Origin of the sequence: Pseudomonas sp. NPDC090201, assembly GCF_044746825.1 — a bacterium.
In the GTDB taxonomy this organism is placed as follows: domain Bacteria; phylum Pseudomonadota; class Gammaproteobacteria; order Pseudomonadales; family Pseudomonadaceae; genus Aquipseudomonas; species Aquipseudomonas putida_AD.
On sequence record NZ_JBIVCX010000004.1, the window covers coordinates 125,535 to 140,946 of the forward strand.

General features: G+C 59.7%; 16 protein-coding genes. 8 read left to right on the forward strand and 8 right to left on the reverse strand.

Features of this window, described 5'->3' with window-relative positions; genetic code table 11:
* The first annotated feature begins 98 nt into the window (after positions 1-98).
* Positions 99-1,199, forward strand: coding sequence for a tRNA-dihydrouridine synthase (locus tag ACIPOO_RS14660; protein WP_400608086.1), 1,101 nt, complete (start codon positions 99-101; stop codon positions 1,197-1,199).
* Between the two features lie 105 nt (positions 1,200-1,304).
* The gene (locus tag ACIPOO_RS14665; RefSeq protein WP_400608089.1) at positions 1,305-1,766 is read left to right on the forward strand and encodes a GNAT family N-acetyltransferase; all 462 of its coding nucleotides are present in this window, start codon (positions 1,305-1,307) and stop codon (positions 1,764-1,766) included.
* On the opposite strand, the gene ACIPOO_RS14670 is transcribed toward ACIPOO_RS14665, so the two are convergent.
* Positions 1,750-2,229 (reverse strand): GFA family protein, encoded by a 480-nt coding sequence (locus ACIPOO_RS14670; RefSeq protein ID WP_400608572.1) that lies wholly within the window; start codon positions 2,227-2,229, stop codon positions 1,750-1,752. The two genes, ACIPOO_RS14665 and ACIPOO_RS14670, sit on opposite strands and share 17 nt — an antisense overlap.
* Before the next feature lie 159 nt (positions 2,230-2,388).
* Here ACIPOO_RS14670 and ACIPOO_RS14675 point away from each other — a divergent pair, with 159 nt between their 5' ends.
* Entirely contained in the window at positions 2,389-3,282 is an 894-nt protein-coding gene (locus ACIPOO_RS14675; protein WP_400608092.1) for a LysR family transcriptional regulator, read from the forward strand.
* Positions 3,283-3,397: 115 nt separating this feature from the next.
* Here ACIPOO_RS14675 and ACIPOO_RS14680 read toward each other — a convergent pair whose 3' ends face one another.
* Positions 3,398-4,363 carry an oxidoreductase gene (locus tag ACIPOO_RS14680; protein WP_400608095.1) on the reverse strand — a complete coding sequence of 322 codons (966 nt, stop codon included), beginning with the start codon at positions 4,361-4,363 and terminating at the stop codon, positions 3,398-3,400.
* Between ACIPOO_RS14680 and ACIPOO_RS14685 the strand changes: the two genes are divergently transcribed.
* Positions 4,362-5,390 carry a cupin domain-containing protein gene (locus tag ACIPOO_RS14685; RefSeq protein ID WP_400608098.1) on the forward strand — a complete coding sequence of 343 codons (1,029 nt, stop codon included), beginning with the start codon at positions 4,362-4,364 and terminating at the stop codon, positions 5,388-5,390. The genes ACIPOO_RS14680 and ACIPOO_RS14685 overlap by 2 nt on opposite strands.
* Before the next feature lie 135 nt (positions 5,391-5,525).
* Positions 5,526-6,587, forward strand: coding sequence for an SDR family oxidoreductase (locus tag ACIPOO_RS14690; RefSeq protein ID WP_400608101.1), 1,062 nt, complete (start codon positions 5,526-5,528; stop codon positions 6,585-6,587).
* Positions 6,588-7,165: 578 nt separating this feature from the next.
* Here ACIPOO_RS14690 and ACIPOO_RS14695 read toward each other — a convergent pair.
* The 6 genes from ACIPOO_RS14695 to ACIPOO_RS14720 all read right to left on the reverse strand — a co-directional run bounded on the left by ACIPOO_RS14695 (position 7,166) and on the right by ACIPOO_RS14720 (position 11,907).
* Positions 7,166-7,402, reverse strand: coding sequence for a hypothetical protein (locus ACIPOO_RS14695; RefSeq protein WP_400608104.1), 237 nt, complete (start codon positions 7,400-7,402; stop codon positions 7,166-7,168).
* Positions 7,403-7,732: 330 nt separating this feature from the next.
* Complete coding sequence (locus ACIPOO_RS14700; RefSeq protein WP_274130461.1) at positions 7,733-8,503, reverse strand: SDR family NAD(P)-dependent oxidoreductase; 771 nt, start codon at positions 8,501-8,503, stop codon at positions 7,733-7,735.
* Positions 8,504-8,544: 41 nt separating this feature from the next.
* Positions 8,545-9,603, reverse strand: a complete 1,059-nt coding sequence (gene rhaT, locus ACIPOO_RS14705) for an L-rhamnose/proton symporter RhaT (RefSeq protein ID WP_400608108.1) — start codon at positions 9,601-9,603, stop codon at positions 8,545-8,547.
* 40 nt (positions 9,604-9,643) lie between these two features.
* Entirely contained in the window at positions 9,644-9,964 is a 321-nt protein-coding gene (gene rhaM, locus ACIPOO_RS14710; protein ID WP_400608111.1) for an L-rhamnose mutarotase, read from the reverse strand.
* Complete coding sequence (locus tag ACIPOO_RS14715) at positions 9,964-10,845, reverse strand: amidohydrolase family protein (protein WP_400608114.1); 882 nt, start codon at positions 10,843-10,845, stop codon at positions 9,964-9,966. Before ACIPOO_RS14715 ends, rhaM begins: the two co-directional genes overlap by 1 nt.
* Before the next feature lie 117 nt (positions 10,846-10,962).
* The gene (locus ACIPOO_RS14720) at positions 10,963-11,907 is read right to left on the reverse strand and encodes a LysR family transcriptional regulator (RefSeq protein WP_400608117.1); all 945 of its coding nucleotides are present in this window, start codon (positions 11,905-11,907) and stop codon (positions 10,963-10,965) included.
* Positions 11,908-12,031: 124 nt separating this feature from the next.
* Here ACIPOO_RS14720 and ACIPOO_RS14725 point away from each other — a divergent pair, with 124 nt between their 5' ends.
* The 3 genes from ACIPOO_RS14725 (at position 12,032) to ACIPOO_RS14735 (ending at position 15,406) form a co-directional block, all read left to right on the forward strand.
* Positions 12,032-13,330, forward strand: a complete 1,299-nt coding sequence (locus tag ACIPOO_RS14725) for an MFS transporter (RefSeq protein WP_400608119.1) — start codon at positions 12,032-12,034, stop codon at positions 13,328-13,330.
* A gap of 16 nt (positions 13,331-13,346) precedes the next feature.
* Positions 13,347-14,531, forward strand: a complete 1,185-nt coding sequence (gene rhmD / locus ACIPOO_RS14730) for an L-rhamnonate dehydratase (RefSeq protein ID WP_400608121.1) — start codon at positions 13,347-13,349, stop codon at positions 14,529-14,531.
* Between the two features lie 77 nt (positions 14,532-14,608).
* Complete coding sequence (locus ACIPOO_RS14735; protein ID WP_400608123.1) at positions 14,609-15,406, forward strand: HpcH/HpaI aldolase/citrate lyase family protein; 798 nt, start codon at positions 14,609-14,611, stop codon at positions 15,404-15,406.
* The last annotated feature ends 6 nt before the right edge of the window (positions 15,407-15,412 follow it).

Consider the following 15,412-nt stretch of genomic DNA (forward strand, 5'->3'; position numbering starts at 1 on the left):
GGCTTCACCCCAGACCGGCTTGGTCTGGCCCTGACACCTCCGTAGGATCGCTAACAACAGGCAATTACGCCCACTACGCTTGAACACGAGGTGCAGCCATGAACCATTCGACCCCATCGATTCTAACGCCTTTCGATATCAAGAACCTCACCCTGCGCAACCGCCTGGCGGTGGCCCCCATGACTCGCGTCAGCGCCACGCAAACCGGCGTCGCGACCGACGCGATGGTCCGCTACTACGAACGCTTCGCCAAAGGCGGGTTCGGCATGGTCATCACCGAAGGCATCTACACCGACCAGCGCTTCTCCCAGGGCTATCCCTTCCAGCCCGGCATGACAGACGCCGAACAGGCCCAGGCATGGCGCACAGTCACAGACCGCATCCACGTTCAGGAAGCGGCTGTTTTCGCGCAGCTCATGCATGCCGGGGCACTGAGCCAGGGCAATCGCTTCACCCAGCACACCGCAGCGCCCTCCGCAGTCCGCCCGAAAGGCGAGCAAATGCGCTTCTACTTCGGGGAGGGCCAGTACCCGGTGCCCGTTGCCATGACCGACGAAGACATCGCCGACGCCATCGCCGGATTCGCCCAGGCAGCCAAGCGCGCAATGCTGGATGCAGGCTTCGATGGCGTCGAGATCCATGGCGCCAACGGCTACCTGCTCGACCAGTTCCTCACCGACTTCAGCAATCAACGCAACGACCGCTGGGGCGGGAGCACCCAACAACGGGTCGGCTTGATTCTTGAAGTGATCAAGGCCGTCCGTGAGGCGGTAGGTAGCGTCCCCGTCGGCGTTCGCATCTCCCAAGGCAAGGTCAACGACTTCGGACACAAATGGGCAAACGGTGAGCACGACGCCGAAATCATCTTCGGCTCGCTCAAGGACGCCGGCGTCGACTACATCCACGTGACCGAATTCGAAGCATGGAAACCTGCTTTCGCCAGCACCACCCAAAGCCTCGCTGCCCTGGCCCGTCGCCATGCACCCGGCGTCGTACTGCTTGCCAACGGCGGCCTGCATGAGAAAGAACACGCCAACGCCGTGCTGAACGACGGAGTCGATATCCTGGCCATCGGCAAGGCAGCACTGGCCAACCCCGACTACCCGAACCGCCTCGCCGAGGGCCGTGCGCTGTCAGGGTTCGATGCGTCGATTCTGGGGCCAATTGCGAACATCAAGGAGAGTGAGCTGGCGATGTGAGTGGAGGGGCGGCCGTAAGCTATCGGCCAGAACCCTAAAGTCGCAGCGCGATCCTCGATACCCTAGACTGACGTCGAGCTCGTTGAGATCGGCCAGGAGTATCCAATGGCTTGCTTGATCAGGAAAGCTGACAGCACGGATGCATCAGCGATCAGCCTGATCGTCGAGGCCGCGTTGCGAAAATCCAATGCCCAGGATTACCCGCCGGACGTTATCGAGCAGGTGGTGCAGAGCTTTTCGCCCTCGCAAGTCTTGAAACTCATGAGCCTGCGCCAAGTGTACGTCGCGTGCATCGATACCCATGTCGTGGCCACTGCAAGTCTCGAAGGAAATACGGTGCGCAGCGTATTCGTCGATCCGGCTTATCAGCGACAAGGCATTGGGTGTCTTCTGATGGCGGCTATCGAGTCAGTGGCGGTGAAGAGCGGCATCGAACGACTGCGTCTCCCCTCATCGATCACTGCGCAAAGCTTCTACCTTTCTCTGGGCTTCGTGAAGGTGCGGGACGCATTCCACGGCGCCGAGCGCACGATCATCATGGAAAAGAGCCTCAGCCACCAGGCTTGACTGCGTCAGATATAGACTCGGATCTGAACTCGGCCATCAGCGCAGGATAATCCCGAGGGTCGGGAAAGGCATCGTAGCTCACCCGTGCTCCCGTGCTGGCCCAGGGCAGCTTTTCACGAACCCAGGTTTCCATGAACGGCGCGTAATGCTGGGGCTGGTCGAGCAGGCTGCTGCGCACGCCAACGAATGCGTCACTTTCGTCAGGGCGGGTGAACAGCCAGGACAGACAATGGGGACAGAAATAGTGCCGGGTCGAGCCATGCATGCCGCCAATCACTGGCGAACCTGTGGTGACGGAAAAAGCTTCGGCTGGAAACAGCGCGGTCAATGAAAAAGCGCTTCCGGACATTTTCTGGCAGCCAACACAGTGGCACGCGCTGGTGATCACGGGTTTCGAGCGCACCTGGAAAGTCACCTGACCGCACCGGCAACTGCCGGTGGCACAGGGCCCGTCAATGGTCATGATTTCCTCGGTCATAGGTATCCTCCAGCAAGCTTCATGGGCAAATTCGCCTGTTTTCCACAGTGGACGCTTGATGTCAGGCACCCACAAGGTTAAGCATGCCTACTGTTCAAGCTGATGAAAATTGATCAGACCTTACCAGCGGCTCATAGGAAATGTATGAACATCCCGACACTTCAGTGGGAAACCCAGCGGGTTTTCCTGGCTGTTTTGCGAACAGGCAGCTTGTCGGCTGCAGCCCGGGCGCTGGGCATCGCGCAGGCCACTGCGCGACGACGCATCGATTCGTTGGAGCACAGCGTAGGCACCAGCCTGTTCGTTCGCTCCCCTGCGGGGTTGTTGCCCACCGACACCGCCCGGGAACTGGTCGACCATGCGCAATCGATGGCATTGGCCGCCGAAGCCTTCGCCCGAGCCGCGTCGGCGCAGGCCAATGTGCCGGGCGGCACCGTGCGCGTGACGAGCAGCCAGTTGCTGGGCGTAGAGGTTCTGCCTTCGATGCTGGGCGAGATTCGCGCCGCCCAACCCCGATTGGCGGTTGAGCTGAGCGTGTCCAATCGACTGGAAGACCTGGCATTGCAGGAAGCCGATGTGGCCGTCCGTATTCGGCGCCCGAATGAGGCGGCCGTCGTCACCCGCCATGTGGGCGACTTGCGCGTTGGCCTTTATGCCACGCCTCAATTGATCGCGCACCGGGGCCTGCCTCGCAGCGCAGATGAATTGAACGAGTACCCCGTCATCGGCCCGGACCGCAACCTGACGGAACAGACCTTCCTCAGGGAACGCGGCTTTTTCTGTACGGGGGAGAACGCTGTCATTCGCAGCGACAGTCATCTGACCCAGTTCGCCTCCCTGCGGGCAGGCCTGGGTATCGGCGTCTGTTCAAGCCAGTTGGCGAGACGTCACGGCCTTGTTCGCGTGCTCCCCGAGCATGTGGACTTCCCGGTCGACGTCTGGATCGCGATGCACCAGGACCTCAAGCGGGTACGGCGTGTCACCTTGGTATTCGATGCACTTTCGCAATCGCTGTCCCGCTTTTTGTCCGACGCCTGATCAGTGAGCTGGCGCCAGGTAACGGCCAAAAGCCGCCCCTGGATTCACTCACATGACTCATCCACTTGATCGCAGAGTCCAGAGCTGTGGAAGGCACTGGCGCACCGAATTCCCTTCACAGCGACATCCCCGTCCACTCTTCGGAAATGCTCCAGAGACGCTCGGCGAATTCCGTATTGGCGGCCCAACTTGCCACTCCCTTGCGACCTGATTCGGCATCGTTGACCGGCGCGATGTTGCAGTCTTCGCAGTAGACGCCGCCCTTGCCATTCAGTGCAGGGCTGGTTGCGCACCACAAGCCCGTTGCCGCTCCCTGCTCCAGGTTCTTGAGGCCGACTTCCGGTACGACCTTTTGCTGGCCGTGCTCATCAAACACATCAAATGCTGCGATCTCGGCGCTGGTCAGATGGCGTCCCAGGTCAGTCAGAATCTGACCGGGGTGAAGGGAGAAAGCCCGCACGCCCTGGCCAGAACCGCGCTGGTCGAGCCCCATCGCGAACAGTGCGTTGGCGGTTTTCGACTGACCATAAGCCGCCCATTTGTCATAGGGACGATGGATGAAGTCGATGTCATCGAAGTCGACACCGGCAATCTGGTGACCTCGCGATGACACCGCAACCACCCGGGCAGCGCGAGCCGCCACCAGTGCTGGCCACAGACCGCACACCAGACGGAAGTGCCCAAGATGGTTGATCGCGAACTGGCTCTCGTGCCCATCTACATCTCGTGCCAGGGGCGAGGCCATGACGCCCGCGCAATTGATCAACAACGAGAGCGGTTGTCCGCGCCGCACGATCTGAGCGGTGAACGCCTGAATGGAATCGGCATCGATCAGATCCATCCCATGGACAGAGATATCCTTCTCCCCCGCCAGGGCCTTGCGCGCGCGATCAGGGTCTCTGGCCGGGACAATGACCTGGGCACCTGCGCGGGCCAGGCTTTTGGCGGTGACCAGCCCCAGTCCGGAATACCCACCAGTAACAACCGCGAGATGCCCGGCGAGATTCACTCCAGCCATGACCTCGGTTGCGGTACTGGCGGCGGAAAAAGGTGAAAGAACAGGTTTCTGAGGCGTTGTCATGAGGGGCTCCTCGTTGCATGGCTTTGGCGCCCATTGTTCTTTAAGATGGCTGGACGAAACAGCTCAGATAATCCAGGTTTCTGTCTTGATCATCCAAAATCCGCTTTCAGAGCCCCTATCCGATGTCCTCGCGCTGGCCGGGCTTCGCGCTGCCTGCTCTGTGCGCCTGCGGGCGGGTGGACAATGGGCGCTGCGTTTTCGTCCGATTGAACTCAAATTCAACGTCGTGCGACGTGGCCAGTGCTGGCTGCGCATCGAGGGCAGCCAGCCGCGTCAATTGCGGGCGGGCGACTGCTTCGTGATTTCCCGCACCCCGTTCATTCTGGCGAGCGATCCGGAGGGCGATGCGGTCAATGCGTCCGATGCCTTCGCCCAGTCCAGCACACTCGCCACCCTGGGTGCCGGTGACGATGTGGAGTTACTGGGTGGCAGCGTGAGCCTGATCAATGCCGGCGCCGGCCAGCTCCTGTCGTTGCTGCCGCCTGCGATCATCATCCATGCAGCCTCGGGTGCCGCTTCGTCGTTTGCCTGGTTGCTGGATGAACTGGACCGGGAATGGCAGTCCGCGCAACCAGGCGCCAACGCCATGTGCAACGACCTGCTTCGTCTGATTTTCGTCCATGGGTTGCGTCATCACATCAGCACTGCCGACGTCGCCGACCTTGCCTGGCTGGGAGGCCTGCGCGACCCTGCCATCGCCAACGTGATGCGCGCCATTCATGGTGCCCCGGAGAAATCCTGGACACTGGCGCAGATGGCGGAGATCGCTTGCATGTCGCGATCCAGCTTCGCAGCACTGTTCAAGCATCGGGTGGGCCATCCTCCTGTCGAGTATTCGATTCGCTGGCGCATGCAAGTTGCCGCCTCCAGGTTGTATGCAAGCCGGGACAGCGTGGCGACCGTTGCCGCCTCCTTGGGTTATCTGTCAGACGCTGCTTTTGGAGTCGCCTTTCGCCGGGTTCACGGAAAATCGCCTGGGCAGTATCGGCGAGAGGCAACAGGTCAGAGTGCTGATAGGCCAGTGTGACGCCCATATAATTGAAGCCCTTGAACGCGACGCCAGACCCGGCATGCTCCGCCACTGCGAACGGGAATCTGCCGCTTCAACGAAGGAATTCGTCGGCTGGCGGGTTGTCAGCTATGGACCTCAAGGAGAAACCCCATGACCCAACTCGCACTCGTTGTAGGCGCCAGCGGCATTGTCGGCAGCGCTATCACCCAACTGCTACTCGACAACCAGTGGCAGGTTGCGGCCCTCTCCCGCCACCCGTCCCAAGCCTCGGGCGTGATACCTGTTGCAGCGGACCTGCAGGATCCGGAATCCGTACGCCACGCGCTGCAGGATCTGAAACCCACGCATGTGTTCATCACGACCTGGTCGCGCCAGGCCACAGAGGCTGAGAACATTCGGGTCAACGCCGCGATGGTTCGAAACGTCCTGGATGCGATACGCCCCGCAAAAAGCGTTGCCCATGTGGCCTTGGTGACGGGGCTCAAGCACTATCTTGGCCCGTTCGAAGCCTACGGCAAGGGCACACTGCCGCAGACGCCTTTCCGTGAAGAGCAAGGTCGCCTGGACGTCGAAAATTTCTACTATGCCCAAGAGGATGAAGTGTTCTCGGCTGCCAAGAAAGATGGCTTCACCTGGAGCGTGCACCGCCCACACACCGTCACTGGCGTCGCCGTCGGCAATGCGATGAACATGGCGACCACCCTGGCCGTCTACGCCACGATCTGCAAACAGACGGGCCGGCCCTTTGTATTTCCGGGATCGCGAGTCCAGTGGGACAGCCTCACGGACATGACCGATGCGAAGCAGTTGGCCAAGCAACTGCTCTGGGCTGCTCAAACCCCTGCAGCGGCGAACCAGGCGTTCAACATCACCAACGGCGATATCTTTCGTTGGAAATGGATGTGGACGAGGATTGCCGACTACTTCGGCCTGCACCCCGCTGCGTATCCCCCTGCCCCTTCGCCACTTGAGTCTCAGATGGCCGATGATCAGGCGATCTGGAGCCAGATTGCCGCCGAGCGCGGACTGAAAGAATCTGACATCAATCGCCTGGTTTCGCCATGGCACACCGACGCTGACCTGGGGCGGCCTATCGAAGTGGTAACGGATATGTCAAAGAGCCGGGCGATGGGCTTCACGGAGTTTCAAGCCAGTGACCAGGCATTCTTCAATGTGTTTGACCAACTGCGTAGGGAGCGTCTGATTCCCTGATACTCGGGACAGGTTCGCTTACGCATTCAAGAAACTCGCCCACCAGAACGGATCGGTGCCACTGCCAGGCGTTCAATCCTCGCAATGGCCTCGCTTCTTCTGGTGCTTGGTGCAGTATTTTTTCTCGTTGCCGTTCAAGAACTTTTCTTGCCGTTCCTTCTCCCAAGGCGACATACAGGAGTTGAAGCCCCGACCCCATCCCGCCCAGTAACGCTCCTGAAAACGCGCTCGGCGATCAGCATCCCGTGCCTCATACCCGTAGCCATGTTCCCGGGCGTCACATCCACTGCGATATCCGTCCCCGTAGGCGCCGGTCAGAGGCTCTTTCCAGAACCAGGCGCAGCCCGACAAGGGTAAGGTCACACAAAGAACAACACACACTTTGAACAAGCGTCTTGCCACGAAACACTTCCTGGAGAGCAGCCAACTGAGAGAGCCAACGAACTCCAGAATAAGATCAAAATGACATCACTTGGTTCTACGGTGCCTGATCATTTGTTGCCTCCGAAAACGCCAGTTTTCAGCAACAATTGAAGCCAGCTGGAAACCAGGGCATGTAGCCCTGGCTGATTACGGTGTCACTTACTCTTCTTTGCAGGCTTGTCTGATTTTTCGGATTTCTTGGTCTTCGTTGGTTTGCTATCCGCCTTCTTTGCAGATTTCTTCGGTTCACTGGCTTTCTTGTCTTTCTTTTCGGAAGATTTTGAAAGCGCAGAAGCCGCAGCGGATTTCTTGGCAGGCGATGCCTTTTTATCCTTCAGATCCTTGCTGGCTTTCGAAGCGTCACCTTTGCTCTTCTTATCGTCTTTAGCCACGTTACACCTCTCGGAATGTGCCAGGTTGGCACTTGGCCTGCGGAAATATCCGCACGCTGACCATTAGGCGAACGCTGGCGAAAGCGGTTCCATGTTTTATATCCGCGGATGGCTGAGTGGACGTTATCTACCTGCTAAATAGCTATCCCCCTGCTACACCGCGCAGGTGAGAGTCAGCTCTGTTCCATTCCGCGCAACTTCGCTGGAAAGCGTTCCGCCAGCCAGTCGATGAAAACCCGTAAACGCTGGGTCATGTGACGGTTGTGGGCGGGCGTCTTTTCACACGCCAGCCTCTCTCCAGGGGTGAAATTCGGGCGTCTTGCACAAAAACTACTGCAAATTGACAAACAACCCGCCATCCACCAACAGCGATGCCCCCGTCACGTACTTCGCCATGTCGGAAGCCAGAAACACGATGGGGCCTGCGATGTCATCAGGCTCGCCAAGACGCCCCAGTGGCGTACGGGACTCCATGTAGGCCAGCTTTTCCTCGTCTGCGAGATCCTCTTTGTTGATATCGGTCGCAATGGTGCCGGGCAGCACGGAGTTACAACGAATGCCATAAGGCCCCAAGGCAATGGCGCAGGACTGCATCAACGAGTGCAGGCCGGCTTTGGTTGGCGTGTAGTGAGTCTGCATGGCGCCGCCCACCAGCGCGCTGATGGAGCTGACCGCAATGATCGCTCCGCCTTTGCCCTGTTTCTTCATCTGATTCGCAGCAGCCTGGACAGCGAAATAGGCACCGTTGAGGTTGGTGTTCACGGTTTTGAGATAGACCTCGCGCGGCATGTCGAGGAATGAATGGAACGGGCAAATGCCGGCGTTGTTGACGAATACATCGACGCTGCCGAAAGCCTTGAGTGCGCCCGCCACCAGGCGATCGCCGGTATCGGGATCGGCGGCATCGCTGCCCACTTCGACGGCTTGCCCATCGAATGCTGCTATTTCTTCGATCAGACTGCGCGCAGCCTCAGTGCCCTGCGCGCTGCCGCTGTGCCCGATGACCACACGAGCGCCTTGCCTTGCGCACTCTTTCGCGGCGGCACGACCGATACCGCGGGAAGCGCCAGTGATGATGACCGTTTTGCCTGCCAGTAACATAGAAAACTCCTTGGATAGCGAAGACTGAGTCCGGTCAGGATTCAGCTCAGATAATTGCCATAACCAACCATACCGATGGCGCCCAGGATCACGGCGATACCCGAGACCAGTACACCTTTGTTCGATGCCGTGGTGCCCTGCCATTCCCGGAAATACAGCCCCCAGCAGTTGGATACGATGATGATGAAGGACATGTGCAAGACCCATGAACTGGCGTCGTTGTGCAGCCTGGTCTCACCCATGCCGTAAAAGAAGAACTGCAGGAACCACAGCGTTCCTGCGCACGCCACCAGCAAGTAGTTGCGCAGCAGAGGCGTCTGCGTGTTCACGTAGTCGCCGAAGCTGTTATTGCGTTTGTTGAGCCACAAGCACCAGATGGCGTTGGTGGTAAGCCCGCCCCACATGATGACCATGAACGTGACGTTGTTCTGGAACAGCGAGTTGGCACCGTGTTGCACCGCAGCTTCTGCTAATGGGCGGCCCGCGCTGATGCCGTAACTGAAGCAGGCGCTCAGCACGCCGGAGATCACGGCAACCAGTGCGCCCTTGCTCAGTGAGAATTCACTGATGCTGGCAAATTTGGTCTCGTCGCTGACCTCCCGCTCTTTCAGCACTCCCGCGCGACCACACAGCGCGATTCCCACCAGGGAGACGGCAACGCCCCAGAGCACCCAGTTACCGCTTGAACTGGTCACCATTTCGCTGAGCGTGCCGGCCTTGGCATCGGTGAACAGATCGCGATACAGCGCGGGCATCAGAGCCCCCAAGGCGGAGGTCAGGCCCATGACCAGGGACATGCCGAGTGAAAGGCCCAGGTAACGCATGGTCAGGCCAAACGTCAGTCCGCCGATCCCCCACAGCACGCCAAACACATAGGTCCAGAACAACGTGACGCCGTCCGCCTCGCGGAGGATGTCGACAAAGCCCGGGACGGTGAGTTGGGCGGCGATCAGCGGAACGATGAGCCAGGAGGCCAGCCCACCCGTGATCCAGTAGCTTTCCCACTTCCACCCTCGCACTTTCTTGTACGGAATGTAGAAGCTGCCGGAGGCTGATCCTCCAATGAAATGCAACAAAACGCCGAGCAGAATGATTTCCACGTTCACTATCCCTTTTTTTGTTATTGGCGTGACAAAGTATTCAGTCCCGATTCAGGCTGAACACGGGCAGCAGATCCACAGTGATGGGTGAGGCGTCACGGTGACTGGGCATGATCGACTGCATGTGCTGCCACCAGCGCTGCATCACCGCAAGGCGGGGTAACTCATCGAGCAGATGCTCATCGTCATGGGTCAGCACGGCGAACAGCGCCAGCGATTCGGGGTCAAGAAAGATTCGATAATCCCGCACGCCGGCAGTACGCAGAGCGTCGATCAACTCCGGCCAGATCTCGTCGTGGCGCTTGCGGTATTCCTCCGCCCGGCCGGGATTGAGGCTCATGCGAAAGGCGCGGACCGGCATTATCCCGCCCTCTTCAAATCAGGTAGCGAATAGGCCTGTGCGACATTGCGCAGGAAAAACTTTTCCTGAACCTCAACCGTCTTGTCGGCCATGTAACGCCTGACCAGATCAACCGTGCTCGCAAAGTCGGTGATCGAATCACTGTTGGGCCAATCACTGCCAAAGAAACACCGATCCTCACCGAAGGCTTCCCAGAGATAGGCCAGCCGATCCCGGTACCAGGCAGGATTGTTCACAACGCCCTGCCCGGTCTGCTGGGGAATTTCGGCGAGCTTGGCAAAGACGTTGGGCCGTTCGGCCAGTGCGAACACATCTCGCTGAAAATCCGCCATTTGCTGCTCAGGCACTACGGCGTTCGGAAGGTGGTCCACGACAATCCGCAGGTTGGGTACGGCGTCGCTCAGACGCAGCAAAGCCTTTATCAGGCGTGGATCGGGATTGGCGCTGTCCAGGCTTCGACCGCTGGCCGCCAGCCGCTTCATGGCGTCGATGAACCCCGGGCGGCTTTGATCCTCCAGCAAATCCCTGTCCCAGAGATTTCCGTATCGCAATCCCAGGAACAACGGCTCTGATTCAAGAAGGCTGAGGTCATCGTCAAATGTTGCATCGAAGGGCGACAGGTTGCCGACAAAGCCCAGCATCTTGGGGCTATCGCGCAGGGTCTCAAGCAACCAGGTATTGTCCAGACGCCAAGGGCTGGCTTCGACCACGATGGCACCGATGATCTGCTGCTGGCTGGCAAGTGCCCAGTAGCTTTGCGGGAGGGCGACACCGTGAAGCGGGTGGCCGGGCTCAGGCCAGGGAATTCCTTCAGGTCGCAAGGCATCGAACAAATGGATATGGCTGTCGATGACAGGGCCCGTGTAACGTTCTGCAGTCATGCTGCGTCCGTCCAGATTTGTTGTTATTGGGTGCGACTGTAGGTGGCTATCCGATACGTGACTAATCGATTTTTGTTTAGGAGCGATACCTGTTTGGTATCGGTAGCACCGATTTGCTCAAGGCGCCTCAAAGGCACGCTTTCTCAACAGGTCAATGAAGTGCTGCAACTCGCGACTCACCGGCTCATCCTTGCGGCGCAACAAACCGAACGGCGCCATGTGTGCGTCGAGGGTTACCGGCAACGCCTTGACCAGCCCCATCTTCAAGTAATCACGCATCGCGGACTCGGAAAGCACCATCAGCGCGTCCGTGAGCTGCACCAATTGCTGCATCGAATACACCGAACTGCATTCGATGATGTCGGCCGGCATTGGCAATTCAAGCCGCTGCAATGCCTGCTCGATGACGATCCGTGCGGGACTGGTTTCGGGTTGAAGGATCCATGGCCAGTCCGTCACCAACTCTTTCCACTGCAGCTTGCGACGTTTGGCCAAAGGATGGCCGCTGTGAACGACGGCAATCAGCCGCTCGTTGCCCAAAGGCTCGAACTCGTAGTGTTCACGGTCATTGATCGGACTGCGCCGCGTGACTGCAATGTCCACGCGCCCTTGCTCAAGCAATTGCACGACCTGGTCGCTGGTGTCGCCCATGATTCGAATGCGCAGTTGAGGATGAAGCGCCTTGATTTCGGCCACCGCGTTCATCACCAGATCCGGAGCGGCGCCCATGATCGTGCCGATCGACAGGTAACCGTATCCGCCCAGCTTGCGCGCAGCCAAGTCCGCGGAGGCCCGATCCAGGCCACTGAGCGCCGCTTCTGCAAAGCGCAACAGTTCGCGCCCCAGCGCCGTAGGTCGCATTCCCCGAGGCAAGCGCTCGAAGAGCTCGCAATCAAACATGTCCTCGATTTCCTGCAGCATGCGTGTCGCCGCCGGCTGGGACATGTTCATGCTCAGTGAGGCCCGGTGCAGATTCAGACTCGAACCCAGCACGACCAGCATCTGCAGATGCTTGTAACGCAACCGGCTGAACAACTGCTGAGGTGACCGCTCGACGCTCATACCCTCACTCCTATCGATAACTTCAAGGTATCAACTATAAGCTTAATTCGATTGGTCACGCATCACTGACGCGCAGTAGAGTCAGCCCTACGCAGTCAAATAATTCCAAGAAAAGGAAACTGACGTGAGCTCTCTCCCCACATCCCTGCTGGCCAAGGTTTCATGGCGGCTCCTGCCGTTCCTCTTACTGATGTACATCATGGCGTTCCTGGACCGGGCCAACGTGGGCTTTGCCAAGCAAGCGTTCCAGGCCGACACCGGCATCGGCGACGCTGCATTCGCCTTCGGTGCGGGCGTCTTCTTTGCCGGCTATGCGTTACTCGAAGTCCCCAGCAACCTGATCATGCACAGGGTCGGCGCCCGGTTGTGGATGTGTCGGATCATGGTGACATGGGGCCTGATATCGGCGGCCATGGTGTTCGCACACACCGAAACCAGCTTCTACGTACTGCGCTTCCTGCTGGGGGTCGCGGAAGCCGGCTTCTTTCCAGGCGTCATCCTGTATCTGACCTACTGGTTCCCCAGTGCTGCTCGCGGCAAGGCCATGGGTTTCTTCTACTTCGGCGCTCCGCTGGCCTTCATCTTCGGCAGTCCCCTCTCCGGTTTGCTGCTTGAGCTCGATGGTGTGTTGGGCACTCACGGCTGGCAGTGGCTGTTCGCAGTGGAAGGCCTGATGGCAACTGCGGTGGGCGTCTGGGCTTACTTCTATCTGGACAACCGGCCGAGCGACGCGAAGTGGTTGACCCTTCAGGAGCGCAGCCAGCTTCAGGCCGTGCTGGATGCCGAGGACAGCCACAAACAAGCCCACGGCAGCCTGCTCAAGGTGCTCATGCAGCCGGCGGTGCTCTACCTGTGCCTGATTTATCTGCTGATACAGGCAAGCGTCTACGGCGTGGTGTTCTACCTGCCAAGCCAAGTGGCAGGTCTTTTGGGTACGAAGGTCGGGCTGATGGTGGGCCTTGTCAGCGCCCTGCCCTGGCTGTGCGCACTGCTGGCTGCCTGGAAGGTGCCGGCCATCGCCGACCGTACCGGCCAGCGGCGCACTGTGGCGGCCCTGACACTGGTGATTTCCGGGCTGGGGATCGCCGCCTCCGTCAGCTTCGCAAGCCCGCTGATCGGCATTCTGGCGCTGTGCTTCGCCGCGTCCGGTTTCATTGCAGTCCAGCCTGTCTTCTGGACGTTCCCGGGGAGTTTCCTCGCAGGATCCGCCGCTGCAGGCGCCATCGCCCTGATCAACTCCTTCGGGGCACTGGGCGGCTTCATCGCGCCCATCCTGAAGAACTGGGCTGAAGGCGCGTTTCAGTCTCCCGCCGCAGGCCTCTACCTGCTCGCCGTCACCACCCTGATTTCCGCAGCGCTGGTCATGGGCATTCGCCCTCCCCGCGTCGCCACGCCTCACAAGCAACCCACCTTCCAGATCTGATCTAAAGGAATCAACCATGGCCACACCAACCATCAAACATGTTCGCGCCTTTGTCCTTCGTGGGGGTGGCGCCGACTATCACGATCAAGGCGACGGTCACTGGATCGACGATCACATTGCCACGCCGATGAGCAAATACCCGGAGTATCGCCAGAGTCGTCGCAGTTTCGGCATCAACGTACTCGGCACCCTGGTCGTCGAGGTCGAGGATTCGGAGGGCAACATCGGCTTTGCCGTGACCACCGGCGGGGAACCTGCGGCCTACATCGTCGAGAAACACCTGGCCCGTTTCGTGGAGGGCGCCAAGGTCACGGATATCGAGCGTATCTGGGACCAGATGTACTTCGCCTCCCAGTACTACGGCCGCAAGGGGCTGGTCATCAATACCATCTCGGGTATCGACCTGGCGCTGTGGGATTTGCTCGGCAAAGTGCGCAAGGAGCCGGTACACCAATTGCTCGGTGGTGCAGTGCGCGACGAACTGCAGTTTTATGCCACCGGTGCACGTCCTGATCTGGCGCAGAAGATGGGCTTCATCGGTGGCAAGTTGCCGCTGCACCATGGCCCTGCCGAGGGCGAAGAAGGCCTTCGCAAGAATTTTGAAGAGCTGGCCGTGATGCGCGAGCGGGTCGGCAAGGATTTCTGGCTGATGCTCGACTGCTGGATGAGCCTGGACCTCAACTACGCCACGCGGCTGGCCCACGGTGCTCAAGAGTTCGGCCTCAAATGGATCGAAGAAGCGCTGTCGCCGGACGACTACTGGGGTTATGCCGCGCTGAAGAAGGCCGTGCCCACCGGCATGCTGGTGACCACCGGTGAGCATGAGGCAACCCGCTGGGGCTTTCGCATGCTGCTGGAGATGGGCTGCTGCGACATCATCCAGCCCGATGTCGGCTGGTGCGGCGGCATCACCGAACTGATCAAGATCTCGGCGCTGGCCGACGCGCACAGCGCCATGGTCGTGCCGCACGGTTCATCGGTGTACAGCTACCATTTCGTCGCCACGCGCACCAATAGCCCCTTCGCCGAATTCCTGATGATGGCGCCTAAGGCAGATCAGGTAGTCCCCATGTTCCACCCGCAACTGCTGGGCGAGCCTGTGCCAGAGAACGGCCGCATGCGTCTGTCGAAGCTCGATCAGCCGGGCTTTGGCGTGACCTTGAATCCGGAATGCCAGCTGCACCGCCCTTACCAGCATTGACCGGATCAACGCTCGCCGATCCATAGGTGTCGGCGGGCCGCCACCGCGACCTATCTCATTCCACAGGACGTTGCGCTATGAAACTGCCCCGCAATACTTTCAAGGCTGCGCTGGCCAAAAACGAGCCGCTGTACGGCATCTGGGCGGGATTCGCCACAGGCTACGCCGCAGAAATCACCGCAAGCTTCGGTTACGACTGGATGCTGATTGACGGTGAACACGCCCCTAATACCGTGCCATCGATCCTGGCCCAGTTGCAGTCGGTGGCCCCCTACTCCACCGCCCCCATCGTGCGCGCGGTCGGACACGACCCGGTACTGATCAAGCAGCTGCTGGATATCGGCACACAGAACCTGATGATTCCGATGGTCGAGACGCCTGAGCAGGCGCAAGCGCTGGTCAGGGCGACGCGTTATCCGCCCCATGGCATTCGCGGGGTCGGCGGTGGATTGACCCGCGCGACTCGCTGGGACGGTGTTCCCAACTACATCGACACTGCCCATGAAGAGCTCTGCCTGATCGTGCAGGTGGAGTCACGCACCGGCGTCGAAAACGTTGCGCAGATCGCAGCGGTTGAGGGTGTGGATGCGGTTTTCATCGGCCCGGCCGACCTGTCCACCGGTCTGGGTCACATCGGCAATCCGTCCCATCCTGAGGTGCAGGAAAAAATCAGGCAGGCGATCGACGCCACCCTTGCTGCCGGCAAGGTCAGCGGAATCCTGGCCCCGGCCGAAGAGGACGCTCGTCGTTATCAGAGTTGGGGTTGCCAGTTCATCGCTGTCGCAATCGACATCAGCCTGATGCGCCAGGCCGCCCTGGCCAACCTTGCCCGGTACCGTGAAACCGAGCAGCGCAGCGAATCCAGAACCTATTGATCAGGA

Excerpts from the sequence above, each read along its gene's own strand:
- ACIPOO_RS14715 (WP_400608114.1), bottom strand. The coding sequence starts at position 10,845 with ATGACTGCAGAACGTTACACGGGCCCTGTCATCGACAGCCATATCCAT.
- rhmD (WP_400608121.1), top strand. The coding sequence starts at position 13,347 with ATGGCCACACCAACCATCAAACATGTTCGCGCCTTTGTCCTTCGTGGG.
- ACIPOO_RS14735 (WP_400608123.1), top strand. The coding sequence starts at position 14,609 with ATGAAACTGCCCCGCAATACTTTCAAGGCTGCGCTGGCCAAAAACGAG.
- ACIPOO_RS14680 (WP_400608095.1), bottom strand. The coding sequence starts at position 4,363 with ATGACAACGCCTCAGAAACCTGTTCTTTCACCTTTTTCCGCCGCCAGT.
- ACIPOO_RS14660 (WP_400608086.1), top strand. The coding sequence starts at position 99 with ATGAACCATTCGACCCCATCGATTCTAACGCCTTTCGATATCAAGAAC.
- ACIPOO_RS14700 (WP_274130461.1), bottom strand. The coding sequence starts at position 8,503 with ATGTTACTGGCAGGCAAAACGGTCATCATCACTGGCGCTTCCCGCGGT.
- ACIPOO_RS14685 (WP_400608098.1), top strand. The coding sequence starts at position 4,362 with ATGAGGGGCTCCTCGTTGCATGGCTTTGGCGCCCATTGTTCTTTAAGA.
- ACIPOO_RS14720 (WP_400608117.1), bottom strand. The coding sequence starts at position 11,907 with ATGAGCGTCGAGCGGTCACCTCAGCAGTTGTTCAGCCGGTTGCGTTAC.
- ACIPOO_RS14665 (WP_400608089.1), top strand. The coding sequence starts at position 1,305 with ATGGCTTGCTTGATCAGGAAAGCTGACAGCACGGATGCATCAGCGATC.
- ACIPOO_RS14675 (WP_400608092.1), top strand. The coding sequence starts at position 2,389 with ATGAACATCCCGACACTTCAGTGGGAAACCCAGCGGGTTTTCCTGGCT.
- ACIPOO_RS14670 (WP_400608572.1), bottom strand. The coding sequence starts at position 2,229 with ATGACCATTGACGGGCCCTGTGCCACCGGCAGTTGCCGGTGCGGTCAG.
- ACIPOO_RS14690 (WP_400608101.1), top strand. The coding sequence starts at position 5,526 with ATGACCCAACTCGCACTCGTTGTAGGCGCCAGCGGCATTGTCGGCAGC.
- rhaM (WP_400608111.1), bottom strand. The coding sequence starts at position 9,964 with ATGCCGGTCCGCGCCTTTCGCATGAGCCTCAATCCCGGCCGGGCGGAG.